Origin of the sequence: Helicobacter sp. (genome assembly GCF_017502485.1) — a bacterium.
GTDB lineage: Bacteria > Campylobacterota > Campylobacteria > Campylobacterales > Helicobacteraceae > Helicobacter_B.
In genome coordinates this window covers 1-15,494 of record NZ_JAFVUX010000026.1, presented here as the reverse complement: position 1 = coordinate 15,494, position 15,494 = coordinate 1, and the positions used below count along the sequence as shown (strand labels likewise).

Sequence of the window (15,494 nt, the reverse complement as noted above, 5' to 3'; positions counted from 1 at the left end):
GATGCTAAAAGGTAGATTCTAGCAAAAGTGGATTTTGTAAAATGGACTCTAGGATAAACGACTTTGGGCTAGTGCATTGTCTGCTTGTTTGAAGCTAAATCACTGCTAGAATCTACCCTTGTCTTTTTGGTTTGCAAATGCAAATGCAAATGCAGTACATCAAGGCTAGCAGGCGTTATGCCACTAATCTTAGATGCATCAAAGAGTGTTTTAGGGCGTGCGCTTGATAGCTTCTCCACCACTTCAAGCGATAGTCCAGAAATGCCTTCATAACAGAAGTCTTCAGGGATAGTGGCTTGTAGCTGGGTGTGCATATTTGCAATGCTTGCAAGCTGCTTTTGGATATAGTCGTGGTATTTTGCCTGTATGCGAATCTGCTCTTTTGCTGCTTGACTAAAATGTGAAAATGCTGGAATCTCTAATGCAAGCACTTTGCTAGAATCTATTTTTTTAGCATTTGCGCTCTCTTGCTCACTATGCAAAAATTCTTCTAGCGCGTCAAAGTCCCTAAACTCATCTTTGCCTACGATATAAATAAGCGCGGTTTTTTGGTTGATTGGGGGGAGATTTAGATGGGCAAGGAAGCTTTGTGTGCGCTTATTTGGTGTGATATATTGCCTGCTTAAAAATTCTAACCCCTGTGCTATATGCTGCTTATCTTGCATAAACTGCCTAGCGTATCGCTCGCTTATAGTGCCAATATCCTTGGCATACTCAAGCAAGCGGTAGATGGCATTATCTTCGCGTAACAATAAGCGATATTCTGCGCGAGAGGTAAAGACGCGGTAAGGCTCGTTTGTACCTTTGGTTACAAGATCATCAATCATCACGCCTATATAGCTTTCATCACGCTTTAAGATAAGGGATTCAAGTGTAAAGCTAAAGCGTTTGGGTGCAGTTTTTTGCAAGGCAAGAGTAGCATTGATCCCTGCTAGTAGCCCTAGTGCTGCGGCTTCTTCATATCCTGTAGTGCCATTGATTTGTCCTGCTATGTAGAGAGAGTTTATAGCTTTAGATTCTAGGGTGTGGTGGAGCTGGGTTGGCAAGACATAGTCGTATTCTATGGCGTAGCCATAGCGCGTGATTATGGCATTTTCAAGTCCCGGGATCGAAGCGATCACTTGCTCTTGCACATCATAGGGGAGAGAAGTGGAGAGCCCATTAACATAGTATTCTGTGGCTTGCTTGGTTTGAGGCTCTAGGAAAAGTTGGTGGCGATCTTTATCCGCAAAGCGTGAGATTTTATCCTCAATGCTTGGGCAGTAGCGAGGACCTACACCATTGATTTGCCCGGTAAATAGTGGAGCGCGGTGGAAGTTCTTGCGGATTAGTTCGTGTGTGCGTTTGGTTGTATAAGTGATATAGCAGGGTAGCTGGGCGGGGGTAAAATCTCTTGTCGTGTAGCTAAAGTGCGGGGGAGTCTCATCGCCAAAGTGTTGTTCCAAATGTGTAAAATCAATGCTAGAGCCTAGAATCCTTGGGCAAGTCCCTGTTTTTAGCCGCCCAAGTGTAAGCCCTAGTGCGCGCAAAGAGTTGCTTAGATCATTACTAGCACTCTCGCCAAATCGTCCGTTTTCTAAGCGATTTTCTCCAATATGCACAAGCCCTTGCAGAAATGTTCCTGTGGTGATGATAAGCTTATGTGCATAGTAGTCTTTGCCAATATTGGTGCGCACGCCTATGGCTTTTTGGCGCGCTTCATCAAGTAGAATCTCGCTTACCATTGCTTGTGAAATGGTAAGATTGGGCGTGTTTAGAGCGAGATCGCGCGCATAGATTCTATAGAGATCCATATCGATTTGCGCTCTTGTACCACGCACGGCAGGACCTTTTGAAGCATTGAGTATGCGGTATTGTATCCCACACGCATCAGTGATTCTCCCCATAACGCCACCCAGCGCATCGACTTCTTTGACCAAATGCCCCTTGCCTAAGCCCCCTATGGCTGGGTTGCAGCTAGCTAGGGCGATATTTTCCACTAAGATGGTAAGCAAATGCACGCGCGCGCCCATTCTGGCGGCGATACAGGCTGCTTCTAAGCCAGCGTGCCCTCCACCTACGACAAGAATATCATAGACCATAACTTAGCCAAGCTTTTGCATAAAGTGCGCTATGCGCGCGATTCCAGCGGTAAGTTGCTCAGTGCTACAAGCAAAGCTTAAGCGCACAAAGCCTTCCGCTCCAAAAGCACTACCGGGCACTAGAGCTACGCCCTCTTGCTCTAAGAGCTGCCTACAAAACTCCATAGAATCTCCACCACAAGAATTCCCTATGGAGATGAATAGGTAAAATGCTCCTTGTGGGGAGAGTGTATGCAAGCCTTTGATTTGGTTAATGCTTGCCACTGCTAAATCTCTGCGTGCTAAAAATGCTTGGCGCATAGATTCTATCTGCTTATCCACGCCGCCTTCTAGTGCGATGATTGAAGCCTTTTGCGTGATAGAGTTGATATTAGAGGTGCATTGGGATTGGAGATTTGTCATAAGCTTAATAAGCGTGGTGTCAGCACACGCACAATAGCCCATACGCCATCCTGTCATCGCTACAGATTTACTAAGTCCATTGATTGTAATAGTGCGCTCAAACATATCTTGGCTAATGCTTCCCGCAGAAACAAACTCCCCATCATAAAGCAGTTTTTCATACATCTCATCAGCGATGACTACAATACCACTGCCTTGTAGCACTTGTGCGATGGATTCTAGCTCTTGCCTAGTATAGACCATACCTGTGGGGTTTGATGGCGTGGTAAGCACTAGGGCTTTTGTTTTGCTTGTGATTGCTTGGCGTAAGGAGCTCGCAGTGATTTTAAAGCCATTTTGCTAATTTGTCTCTATGAAAACATTGCTACCGCCGCTATAAGTTACAAGCTCTGGGTAAGTTACCCAATAAGGCGAGGGGATTATGACTTCATCGCCTTTATCGATCAAAGCTTGAAATACATTGAAAAGTGATTGCTTCGCACCATTGCTTACTAGAATCTGCTTTGGCTCATAGTGCAAGCTATTTTCTCTTTGAAGCTTCTTGGCAATTGCTTGCTTTAGTTCCGGGATTCCCGCTACTTGTGTGTATTTGGTAAATCCCTCATCTAGCGCGGCTTTTGCAGCAAGCTTAATAGGCTCTGGTGTGTCAAAGTCTGGCTCCCCAGCTGAAAAGCTTAAAATATCTCGCCCTTGGGCTTTAAGTGTGGTAGCAAGGGTAGAGATAGCAATGGTAGCGGACTCTTGGAGATTGGTAATACGGCTAGAGTAGGTCATAAATGCTCCTTGACTTAAGAGATGATTGGCGGTGCGCTATTTTAGCAGATTTTGGCTTTACGCGCGCGCTTAACGCTTTAGAGACTCTTGCTTTTCTTCTAGGGAGAAGTATCGCTCATAGCTAGAATCTAACTCTTTGGTGATAGATTCTAGCTCGCTTGCTAGTGCTACCACACCATAGCGCGCGAGACTTGTTTCATCGCTAAGTCGCTGCTCGATGAGATGCTTTTGCGCTTCTAGGGATTGTATGCGCTCTGGTAGGGTATCTAGCTCGCGTTGCTCGTTGTAGCTAAGCTTTTTGGTTTTGGGCGTTGGCTTTGGGGCTAAAAATGGCGATTGCTGCGGCGAGTCGGTGGTTACATACGCTCTAGTATGCGCCCTTGACTCGCCTTGCAAAACAAGGGATACCGCTCGCCGTAGGCGATGTTTCTTTAGTAAAGCCCCATTGTTATCACCCAAATCCTGCCGCCTAGCGGCGTTTGGAGAATCGTTGTTTTGTAGAATTTCTGCGTTTTTATCAAAAATCCTAGAATCCTTTGCTAACTCATTTAGGATTGTTGCGCTTGTGGAATCTAATTTTCTGTCATTGCGAGCCTGATTTGCTTTTACTACTGAATCCATACTAGATTCTAGCTGTTTATAGTAGGCTATCTCCTTAGAATACTCAAGATATTGGCTAAAGCTTTGTAGGCTCTCTTCTACGCTAGATTCTCTCCTAGAGCCACGCGCACTAAGATTGCTAGAATCTAGTGTAGAAGGATTATGTAAGATGAGTAGCTTTTGCGCGAGTTTATCGATGAAGTAGCGATCGTGGCTTACAAGCAGCAACGCTCCAGAAAAAGAGAGTAAATACTCTTCTAAGATATTGATTGTAGCGATGTCTAGGTCATTTGTAGGTTCGTCTAAAAGCAAGCAGTCATACTGCTTGGTAAAAAGCAGTGCCAAGCTTACGCGCGTTTTTTCCCCACCACTTAGCGCACCGATTTTTTGCGTGAGCAAATCTTTGGGGAAGAGAAAGCTCTTTAGATAGCCATAAATATGCATACTCTTGCCCCTTACTTCAATATGATCTCCACCATTTGGACAAAAGGTCTCAATGAGATTCTTGCTATCATCTAGCTCTTTGCGTGTTTGAGCGAAGTAGCCTATCTTTAGCTCTCCACGCTTAATCCTCCCACTTTGTGGTGTAGTCTCTCCTAAAAAGACTTTAAGCAAGCTTGACTTGCCTGCCCCATTGCGCCCGACTATGGCAATTTTATCTCCTTGCAAAATCCGTAAGTTGCAGTTTTGGACTAGTGACTTTTTACCCATACTGACACATAGATTCTCACACTCTATGATCATTTTTTGTGCGTTGTGTGAGTGGGTGCGATTGTGGTGCTTGCTCTCGCGCTCTAGCTCTAGGCGCATTTGGCGTATTAAGCTTGGATTCTGCTTTGCCTTAGCGCGCAGAAGTTCGACTCGCTCTTTGCGCAAGACATTGCGCTTCCTCCTTGCCTGCACGCCTTTATGTAGCCATTGCTCCTCTGTTTTTAGAAGCTTTAGTGTGCGGGAATGCTCTTTGGCAAGGCTCTCTAGTATTGCAGCTTTTTGGGTAAGATATGCACCATAGCCACCACGGAAGTTTGTAAGCTTACTAGAATCCACTTCGATAATCCGCCTTGCACAATTATCGATGAAGTAGCGATCGTGGCTGATGAAAAGCACGCACGCTTTAAGTGCGTTAAGCTTAGATTCTAAAAACTCTACAACTTCGACATCAAGATGGTTTGTAGGCTCATCTAGGATATAGAGATCTGCTGGCTGCATAAGGATTGTAGCAAGGGCTAGTCGCTTAAGCTCCCCACCACTTAGCGTGCCTATGGCACGATCTTGTAGCTCTTCTAAGTGAAAGTTCTCTATAAGCTCTGTGATCCGCTTATCCAAATCCCAGCCATCAATGGAGTCTAGCTGTGTTGTAAGCGTGCCTAGCTCGTTTAGAATTTCTACATTTTGGGTAAGGGGTATAAAATCCCTTGCAGACTCGTCTAGATCCTTAGCAGTGCTAGAATCTAGGCTTTTAGATTCTAGTGTGGTTTGATTTGTGCTTTTAGTTTGGCTCTCTTTTTTAAAGATTCTAGGATTTGCAGTGGGAGTGTGGGAGCTTTGCTTACCATCTGCTTGTAGAAGTGCGTTAATCTCATCTATTCTCTTATGAATCGCTACTAACTCCTGTAAGCTTGCTTCACACACTTCTCTAACGCTTAGATCCGCCCTAAAGCACGGATCTTGCGGGAGGATGCGCATTGCTAGATTGGGGCGTTTTGCCAAAGTGCCAGAATCTAGCGGTATTTGCTCGCATAGGATTTTTAATAAGGTGCTTTTGCCTGCACCATTTTTGCCAATGATCGCCACTCTCTCGCCATCATCAAGGCTTAGGCTTACATTTTCTAGCACCTTGCGCGTGCCAAAGCTTTTGTAGGCATTGCTTAAAGAAAGCAGAGCCATTACTCTAGCACTCCGCTTGTATCAATACTATTGCGCAGGAGTTCTTGGGACTTTTGCAAGGCTTGCTGCTGTTGCTCTAAAAGCTTTGCTCTCTCATCATTGCTCGGGGCAGTGGGGGCAGTGGGGGGCGTGGTGCTAGGACCTGTGCGCTTGGTGGAGAGAGGTTGGGTGGGTGAGATCTGGCTAGGTAGCGCACCTGCTGGCATTTTGACAAAGATGTCTTCATAGTTTTTGCCGCCGCGATTGTGGCGGATATAGACATCGCCGCTTTGGGTGTTGTAGAGATAGGTATCTTTCCCATCGCTAAACATCTCCCACGCGCCAAATGCGCTATTTATACAAAGCCCTAGAAGTAGGGCTTGAAGCAGTGGTGATTGCAATGCTTTCATAATCTCTCCTGAGTAAGTGAGCTTGGGTTTATGGGGCAAAGTGTAGCATATTTCATAAAGCTAGAATCTAGCAAAAAGCACAAAAGTAGAGCTGCGTTATCATCATTACAAGGCGTAGTAGTTTCTTTAAGTACCCCATAAATACAGCAGATTCTAGCGCGCAAATGGATTGCAATGATAACGATAATGCAATGAGTGGAAGCTAGATACTAGGCTAGCTAGATTCTTGCGGAGTGCCACGCGGTGCAAGCCTAGGCACAACTACCAGCGATAGCCTAGTGAAGCCGTGTAGATAAAGAGCCCTCCAAGCCCCCCACTATGATAGAGTGAGCTCATAGACTGCTTATAAGTCCAGCTACCAGCTAGCCCTAAATCAAAGCCCCTTAGATTGACTTTCGCCCCACCGCCTACCATAAACCCATCAGAATCTGGTATGCCAATTTTATCCTGCGCACTAGGTGCTGCATCATAGGCAGCAGAAGCCATAAGACGGATAAAGGGTGTCTTGTAAGTCGCGCCTAGGCGGAAGGTGTTGGTATCGCGCCAGCCAGCTCCCATATTGCTCACCACGCCAAAGTCCGCTATGCCTACCATATTTTTAAGCGTCTCGCTGTTGAATACATCAGGCAGTGCGACAAGCCCGCTTAAGCCTTGATACTTGGCATTAGCAAAATCTGGCGAGACATTAAACTTAAATCCCCGACTCCAAAATGTGCGCTCATATACGCCCTCTAAGCGTAATCGCCTGTTGAAAAGCTCGTGCGCATAAGCAAGTGTCAAAATCTCTGGCATTTGCACCGCGATATTTAGGTCTGCTATGGTTAGGACATTACCCATAGCACCACCGACATAGGTTGTCGCATCAACCTTGCCTTGCATATTAAACTTCACAGGAGAGTTATACACCATACTTGCCATACCATTGTCAAAGACTCGTAGTGATGCAGCTAGTCGGAATCCTGTGGAGAGATCCTTGCCCTGAGACTTTTGATAGACTTTAGAAGTGCCATAAAGGTTTGTCGTCTCGCTTTGGACATCACCCATTAGTGCACCCCAATTTACACACTCTGCTCCGTTGCCGTTGCACCCATCTATCTTTAAGTTTGTCCCAAATAATCCAGCCAAGCCACTGATGGCTGAGTTACCTAACAAACTACCAATAGAACCGTTTTGAATAGATTCTGGGATTAGTGCTTGCACAGCTTTTGGGTGTTTGGAGAGATTTTTGATTTGCTCTTTATCGAGCTTGATCCCATCACCGTCCTTATCTAGTGGGACATATACGACATTGTTAAAGCTCCCCATAGCATACATCACTCGATAGCCAAAGCCAAAGGATAGGCGATTATTAATCGTCCAAGAGGCACTAGGGCTTGCCTCTACCATCATAATAAATACATCTTGTAAAAACTCCCCGCCCTTGCCAGCCCACTGCATAGCAAGCCCTGAGCTTGCCACAAAGTTTCCGCCAAAGGTTATGCCATGCATCGTGCGGGATTTGTAGAACATCTTTGGCACAGCTAGGGCGGTATCGCCTGTGCTACCGGCTACGATTTGAGTATCTGGGGTGGAGTGCTCTAGGATAATGGGATTTTTTAAATCTTTGAGCTCTGAAAAGCCAACGCCAGCGGCAGCAGCAATTAATGCATCTATTGTCGTGGTAAATTCCAAAGTCGTCTTAGAGTATAGCCCTTGATTTGTCGTAGGGACATCAAAACTAAACCCGGGGATATTAATTAGACTTGTGGCTAGCTCAAACTCGCTTTTATTCTCACCCCAGTCGTTTTCAAAGCCCAGATTCGCAGGATTGTAGTAGCTCGCATCTGCTCCACGCGCACCCGCGATATATGCAGAGCTAAGGGCGGTGGCGTTTAGGCTTTGCTCTTGGATTTTAAAGCCGTTGGCATACATATTGACTAGAGAGAGAGTGGCTAGGAGACATACGCGAGCAGGTAGTCTTAGGAGTTTTGTCATTAGATTCTTGGTCCTTAATCCCCCTCCCACTTAATAAGAAATCCTAGATATATGGCATAGCTGTTAGAATACGACTGATACAAAGCCCATAAATTTCATATAGCTGATATCATAAATATCGCGCCCAGTTGTGGTGGTGATAACTTGCCCACTTAATTCGCTAGAGATTTCTGTGCTATCTCTGCGGTTTGTCATATTGCCCATAGTCCAGCGGAAGCCTAGGTTGATCACATTGCGCACTTTGTAGCCAAAACCTGCACCATAAATTAGCCCATCATAAGTGGTTTTAATCGTTGGATGCGCCCCTGCGCCACTTTTTGTGTAAGTGTCTGTCATAAACTCCCACGCGTAGCCTGCAAGCCCCACAAGATAGAAGCCATTTTTCTCAAAGCCAATCATCGCTGGAAGCTCTATCCCCCAGCCTTGCACAGCTTGAGCAGTCTCTCTAGTCTCTAAAGGCTTGTTAGCGATGAGATTTGAGCTACCATTTGCTTGCAAGTAGATTGGGAAGTTTAGCTCCGCGCCGATGAGAAAGTCTAGCCCTAGGATTGTGGATTGTATCGTGCGCAAATAAGCGTGGTAGCCAACATCTACGGCGATATAGTTTGCCCGCCCCAAAGTCGTGTAAGAGCCACCTACACTTGCTTCATTGAAAATATACCAACGGCGCGCAGCATTCTTGCTAGTGTTACCATAGGTAGAGCCAGAGACGACAGATCCACTTGCAAAATTCTTGGTAAAGGAGCTTTGTGAGCTTTTTAGGGATTTGTAGGTCTTATTAGGATCTTTTGCTCCAAAGGCTAGGCTACAAGCAAGGCTTGCGCCGAGCGCGACACACAGCGCACGAGCGGCTAGGGATTTAATGGAGGTTGTTGGCGTAGTGATAAGCATCGTTACTCCTTTTATAATTGCTCTAATATTTGCTATGATACCAAATCGGCAGTAACAATAAAGTAATTAATAATTAATGCGAAAAGATTGTAGAAGATTATAGCGAAGTTTTGTTGCTTAAATCAGTAGTTTGCATTTATGAAGGGAAACAATGAGTACAAACGCCACAGATGCTACAGACAAAACCCCATCGCTTAAAGCCCCTCTGCTAGCTCTCAAAGCTTCTGCTGGGAGTGGCAAGACTTTCGCGCTGGCTATGCGCTATATCATCTTGCTTTTTCAAGGGGCTAGGGCGCATGAGATTCTAGCGATCACCTTTACCAAAAAAGCCACTAAAGAAATGCAAGAGCGTATCCAAAACGCGCTCTATGAGCTAGCTCATAGCAAGTCAGGCGCGATTTACCAAGCTCTGCTTGCGCAGGGGTTTAGCGCGCAAGAGATTACAGATAATGCTCCTAGAATCTATCAAGTATTCTTGCACGATAGGGTGCGTATCCTTACCATTGATGCATTTTTTACAATGATGCTAAAGAAATTTTCGTATTTTGTGGGGTTGCGCGCGGACTTTGCGATGATCACAGATAGGCAAAGCGTGCAAGATGAGATTAAAGAGCTTTTCCTAGAGTCTAGTGCGCGCTTTGATAGCCTAGAATCTTTGGCAAGTATTTGCGCACAGCTTGATATGGAGCTTGAAAGACTGCTTGACTTTATACAGAAGTGCTTTGAAGATAGAATTCACTTTTCACAAGATTTGCTCGCGCGATATAGAAAGCTAGATCCTACCACTTTGCTAGAGCGTGCTAAAAGCAAGCAAGAGCGTGTGATGATCTTGCTACAAGAAATGCGCCAGATTCTAGTTGATGCTGGAGAGCAGCTTAATGCACCACTATGCTCAGCTGGGTATAACGCACTAAACTTTACTAGCTTTGAAGACTTCCTTGCAAAAAAGTCGACTTGGCTTAAAAAAGATGATCCAAAGGAGTATAGATACTTTCAAACAATCCTTAAAAAAGATGCTATGGCAGATGCCCAAATCTGTGAGAGAATAAGCGAGCTAAAGCAGTGTATGTGTGAGATTTTTACCCTGCAAGATCGCGCCACACTCTCACATATCGCGCGTATGATCAAACGCTATACACACTCGCGCAAAAGCGCACTATGCAAGAGCAATATGCTAAGTTTTAGTGATTGTATGCTAGAGCTTTATGGACTGCTTGTGCAAGGCGCGCAAGAATCTAGCGATAACGCCTATGGGCAAAATCAAGGAGAGCATAGTCAAGAAGTGGTAATTGGACCATCATTTTTCTACTTCCGCCTAGATACGACAATCACGCATATTTTAATCGATGAGTTTCAAGATACAAGCCCTATGCAATATAAAATCTTACAGCCACTTATCGATGAGATATGTGCGGGTTTTGGTGTGCGAGGCAAGGAGCATAGAAGCTTTTTTATCGTGGGGGATAGTAAGCAGAGTATTTATGGGTTTCGTGGGAGTGAGAGTGGGGCTTTTGACAAGGTGGTAGAAGAACTTAGGCTTAATGTGCAAAATCTCCCCTATAACTACCGCTCATATAGTGAGATTATAAGCTTTGTGAATGCAGTGTTTGCAAAAGTCTTTAGTGATTATATCCCCCAGCAGCTCCCCAAGGATAGTAGTAAGATCGGTGGCTTTGCGCGCGTAAGTCTCCTACAAATCCCAAATCATAAAGATGGCAACAAGCCAGCCACAAGCAAGCAAGATATAGAGCCAGCAATGTTGGATTATGCTATACGCACGCTAGAAGAGCTACTAGCATCCTCTGTGAGTGCTGAAGATATTGCGTTTTTATGCTTTAAAAATGATGAGGCAGCAACCTTGCGTAATGCCATTAAAGCGCGCTTCCCTGAGCTAAATATCGTGCTTAATGCGCGCGCAAAAATCACTGATGAAACAAGTGTCAAAATCCTACTCTGCGCGCTTAGGTTAGTGGCTTATATCCGTGTGGCAAAGTTAGATTCTAAGCTAGATTCTAGCGCACTGCTTGCAGATAGTGGGGCTAGATTCTATCTCTATGAGCTAGCAAAGCTTTTGGGGGAGAGGGCTTTCACCACACAAGAGGTGCAGAACATAGTGCAAGGGTTTGTAGAAGCATTTAGCTCCTGTGCGCAAGAGATTGCACCTAGCCCATATCTACTAGCATTTATGCAGACATTTGCTGCTTGGGATAAGTCCGCGCAACTTTTGCTTGAGCATAGCATAGAGGCTTCTAGCATTGAAGAGTTTTTTACAATGCTAGAAGCTAGCGCGCCTGATGCGCCAAATGACAACCAGCAAGGCTTACAAATCCTAACGATCCATAAGTCTAAGGGATTGGAGTTCCCCTATGTGGTGGTGCTTGATCGCTTTAGCGAGAATAAGCCAGATTCTCTGCAGATTTTGCACACACAAGATAAAGAGATTTTGCTACGATTAGGGGGGGAGCGGGATAACAAGCGTATGGAGCTTGATGAAAACTACAAGTGTGCTAAGGAGCTACGCGAAGCACAAACTGCCATAGAAAAGGACAATGTCTTGTATGTGGCTTGCACGCGCGCGCAAAAGGGGCTTGTCATCGTGGCAAGAGCTACTAGTAATGACTCTTCAGCATTTAGTGCGATCTTGCGCCATCTCCGGGCTAATGCCAACTCCAGCGTGCAAAAAGCTAGCCTAGCATCCAGCCAGCAATCTACTAAAGATTGTAGCTCACTAGAATCTAGCTTATCACAACTCAAGCTAGATTCTAGCGCACCTAGTCATAGCAGTGGCACTTATAGCGTGGAGATTTTGTTTAACTCAGGCTCAGTGATACCAAGCTTGCGCAAAGAGCCAAAGCCAGCCCACTATCCCATAGTGCTAACCCAAGAGCATTTTGGCACGCAATATTTCGCTACTACAAGCGCGCAAGAGAGCGTTGTCCTAGATATTGCTAGTATGCGCTTTGGCGAGGCACTGCACTTGGGGCTAGAGTATCGGCTAGGCTTTGGAGTAGGGTGTGAGCGCATAGCAGAGATCTTACGCTACCGATTTGGGCTAGAATCTAGCGCGCTAGGGGAGATTATCTCGCGCCTTAGTGCGCTAGAGTGCGACCCAAATTTTTTGGATTTGCAGCAACGATTGTGGAAAAATGGTAGGGTGCAGCTCTTTGCAGAAGTGCCACTTTTTACGGATTCTGCGCTAAAGAGACTTGATGTGCTGGGGATTTGCGCAAGTGATGGAGGCGATAAAGAAGTGTTTGTAGTTATTGATTACAAAAGTGGCGAGCCAAAGGAGCAGCACCTAGAGCAGGTGGAAGGCTATCTACAAGCTTTGTGCAGTGTGTATGGCTCAAGTGTGGAATATGAAGGCTATATCGCCTATATCCGCGACCCGATAAGCTGGGTGCATACAAGGATGAGTAAAGGAGATAAATGAACCAAGCACTTTACCTAGAATCTATCAATATTATGACCAAAGAGTTTTTAGCGCAGAAAAACTTCGATGACTTTATCGCAAGCTTGCAGCCAGCCTTTACAGAGCTTTTGCAGCACAATGAAGTGGAGAAAGATACGATTCGCAAGGCGATTATGGATTTTATGGCGCAAAGAGGTATGAAAGCACTTGTGCTCTTTGGGGTTAATGGGATTACGATTAAATGTAGTATCATCAATTGCGAGAAAAACGCCTATATTGACTTCCTTGTGCGCTTTCTTGATGAGCAGCATTATATAGAGCGGCTTAAAAGTGGCGATAATAGTTGCTTGAAAGAGATTTTTCTCTCTTTGCAAGATATAAAACCCCCTAATGATGCTTTCACCAAAGACATTGTGCGAGGCGCGCTAAAAAAGGTGCTAGGGCTTAGTGATAGAGATGGGTTGTTTTTCCACGATTTGGAGCCATTGGTGAAGAGCTTTGACTTTGAACTCGTGCAAAATAACGCCCAAATCCGCGAGATGAAAAAATTTACTCACAAAGAATCGCTCCTTGATGAAGCTACAAGGTTACGGATCAATCAAGCACTCAAAGATACCAATATGGAGCTACTTTATAAGCAAATCACGCAAGAGTTGATTGCCAGCAAGCTTATGAGTATGAGTCCTATGGATTTTTTAGGGGCGTTTTCTTTCTTGTATATCCAAAGTCTTGCCAAGCAACTTGAGGGGATTATAGACACTAGCTTTAGCGCACATATTTTAAATTGCTACTGCGTAGAATCCTACCGCGATAATCGCGAGCATATTTATGAGGAAATAGCACACGAAGTGCTACACTGCTTAGATTCTGGGGATACTAAGGCGCGCGAATTTTTGGGCTTTTTTGATGGGAGTAAGAGAATCTTTAATGGTAGGGCATTTTATGTGCCTGTGATAGAAGATGTGAATTCTAAGATTTGGGGACTTAATGATATTGAGTTTATCTTGCACTCTGAGAGAGATATTAACCAAGCTATACAAAAATACCGACAAAATATCGCCAATGCGCAAAAACGCCTTATTGCAATCGAGCAGGAGACTCGCATAAACAATGAAGCAATCCAAGAAAAGCAAGAGCAAATCCACACATTAAGCCAAGAATATGAAGAAAAAAAGCTCCAAAGTCAAGCCTATGAAAAAGCAGATATAGAAACGCGCAATGCTATGACAAAAATCATAAACTCTCTCCTGCAAAAAAAGATCCAAACACTTGACACAATCGCCACGCTAAAGAGCAAAAATACTACCCTACAAGAAGAAAAATATGCAATGCACAATACACAAAAAAACTCGCAAGCAGAAATTGCTATCATCACTAGAGAAAATAAGCATAGTATCTACCGCTTTAACAATCTCTTGCGCGCTCTACAATCGTGTATCCAAACGCTTGTTACAGAGCTAGATAACTATGCATAAAAGCTTTGAATCCCAAGCAAAAATTCTCCTGCTCTTTATCGCATTTGGGTTTTTTCTTGTGTGCATTATCGCATTTTTGGCTCTTTTTGGGCTAAAAGATGAGTATGATAGAAGCCTAGCAAACCACTTGCAAAAATCTTACTCCTTGCAGAAAATCCAAGCATTCTATCACGGGCTAGCCACTACTCCAAACAAGCCTTTAGACTACAATATTGTGCTAGCTAATTGGAGTGCATACAAAAGTGAGCCAAATGAGCGCACAATTATCGCTACATTGAAGCAATTTTACCAGCAGATATTTTTACGCCAAGAAGTTGAGCAAGTCGCAAGCTTGCGCCAAAGGCAGCTGGAGTTTATCAAAGAGCTAGATTCTAGGATTTATGATCAAGCACACAAAATCCCAAAGCTCAAAGAGCCAAAGCTTCTAGGCGATATTACGCAAATTATTGTTACGCTAGATGGACTTGTGCAGACAGATATTGCCATTGCTCTTCTTGCTACAAAGATCGCAGATTCTCTTTATAATGCGACATTATGGCTACTTTTTGTATTTGCATTTTTTGTAAGCTTTGGGACGCTGTATTTCGCTTCGCTTGTGTTAGGGTTTGTACGGGGGATCAACCATAAGCTCCAGCAAACTATCGATGCCCAAACAAGCACACTTAAACAGACCAATGAAAACCTGCAAAAAACCATTGCCTATGAGATCGAGCAATCACGCAAAAAAGATCAAATTATGTATCAGCAAGCACGCCTTGCTTCAATGGGTGAGATGATCCAAAATATCGCGCATCAGTGGCGACAGCCGCTTAACTCACTCATCATACTTTTTCAAAGCTTTAAGCTTAAATATGAGCAGCAAAAACTTACCGATGACTTTGTGGCAAAAGAGACGGAGTTTGCCCTAAAAATTGCCAAAAATATGTCTGATACGATTGAGAATTTTCGCAACTTTTTCCGCCCAAACCTTACCCGCGAGAGATTTTCACTTACACAAAGCATACAGGATTCTATCCGTTTGATTAAGCCAACTTTGGAGCAAAATCATATTGAAGTTTTCTTCACTTATACGCAGGATTTAGAGATGTTTGCTTATGAAAATGCATTTGCTCAAGTGGTGCTAAATATCATCAAAAACTCCCAAGATATTTTCACCAAAGAAGACACCCTAGAAGATGCACCAAAAGGCGTGGTGCAGATCACTTTAAAGCAGTTGGAGCAAGATTGTGATTCTATGCCTTTTGTACTGCTTGAGATTATGGACAATGGCGGTGGAATCAAGCTCAAAGATATTGATAAAATCTTTGAGCCATATTTCACCACTAAGCACAAATCCATTGGCACAGGTATAGGGCTGTATATGGTTAGACAAATTGTGGAGAAGCAAATGGGCGGAAGCATAGAAGTGCGCAATGATGTGTGGCGCTGTAATCCCAAAGCGCAGGAATTTTATGGTGCGATTTTTATGATAAGATTTCCCTTATATTTTCAACAGGACAATTAATGCAAGAATTCGTAGAGCTAAAAGATTTAAGTATTTTATATGTCGAAGATAATGAAGATGTCTCTCGTGTAACTGCAATGGTGCTAGAAGACTATATGGGCAGGG

8 protein-coding genes and 1 pseudogene are annotated in these 15,494 nt (G+C 44.3%); 3 read left to right on the top strand and 6 right to left on the bottom strand.

What is annotated here, in order from left to right:
- Window positions 1-68: 68 nt before the first annotated feature.
- The 6 genes and pseudogenes from mnmG to IKB69_RS05745 form a co-directional block, all read right to left on the bottom strand.
- On the bottom strand, window positions 69-2,081 hold the full coding sequence (mnmG, locus tag IKB69_RS05770) for a tRNA uridine-5-carboxymethylaminomethyl(34) synthesis enzyme MnmG (RefSeq protein WP_290947174.1): 2,013 nt from the start codon (window positions 2,079-2,081) through the stop codon (window positions 69-71).
- Window positions 2,082-2,084: 3 nt separating this feature from the next.
- Window positions 2,085-3,257, bottom strand: a pseudogene (locus IKB69_RS05765) (pyridoxal phosphate-dependent aminotransferase).
- A gap of 69 nt (window positions 3,258-3,326) precedes the next feature.
- On the bottom strand, window positions 3,327-5,744 hold the full coding sequence (gene abc-f, locus IKB69_RS05760) for a ribosomal protection-like ABC-F family protein (RefSeq protein WP_290947171.1): 2,418 nt from the start codon (window positions 5,742-5,744) through the stop codon (window positions 3,327-3,329).
- A complete protein-coding gene (locus IKB69_RS05755; protein WP_290947168.1) occupies window positions 5,744-6,133 on the bottom strand; it encodes a hypothetical protein in 390 nt (129 codons plus the stop codon). The genes abc-f and IKB69_RS05755 overlap by 1 nt, the downstream gene beginning before the upstream one ends.
- A 261-nt stretch (window positions 6,134-6,394) precedes the next feature.
- Entirely contained in the window at window positions 6,395-8,107 is a 1,713-nt protein-coding gene (locus tag IKB69_RS05750; RefSeq protein WP_290947165.1) for an outer membrane protein transport protein, read from the bottom strand.
- 63 nt (window positions 8,108-8,170) lie between these two features.
- Window positions 8,171-8,998, bottom strand: coding sequence for a hypothetical protein (locus tag IKB69_RS05745; protein WP_290947162.1), 828 nt, complete (start codon window positions 8,996-8,998; stop codon window positions 8,171-8,173).
- 151 nt (window positions 8,999-9,149) lie between these two features.
- Here IKB69_RS05745 and IKB69_RS05740 point away from each other — a divergent pair, with 151 nt between their 5' ends.
- From IKB69_RS05740 to IKB69_RS05730, 3 genes are read left to right on the top strand one after another with little or no spacing between them, the layout of a single operon-like run.
- On the top strand, window positions 9,150-12,431 hold the full coding sequence (locus IKB69_RS05740; protein WP_290947160.1) for a UvrD-helicase domain-containing protein: 3,282 nt from the start codon (window positions 9,150-9,152) through the stop codon (window positions 12,429-12,431).
- Entirely contained in the window at window positions 12,428-13,885 is a 1,458-nt protein-coding gene (locus IKB69_RS05735; RefSeq protein WP_290947157.1) for a hypothetical protein, read from the top strand. The genes IKB69_RS05740 and IKB69_RS05735 overlap by 4 nt, the downstream gene beginning before the upstream one ends.
- Window positions 13,878-15,389, top strand: coding sequence for a HAMP domain-containing sensor histidine kinase (locus IKB69_RS05730; protein WP_290947154.1), 1,512 nt, complete (start codon window positions 13,878-13,880; stop codon window positions 15,387-15,389). The genes IKB69_RS05735 and IKB69_RS05730 overlap by 8 nt, the downstream gene beginning before the upstream one ends.
- The last annotated feature ends 105 nt before the right edge of the window (window positions 15,390-15,494 follow it).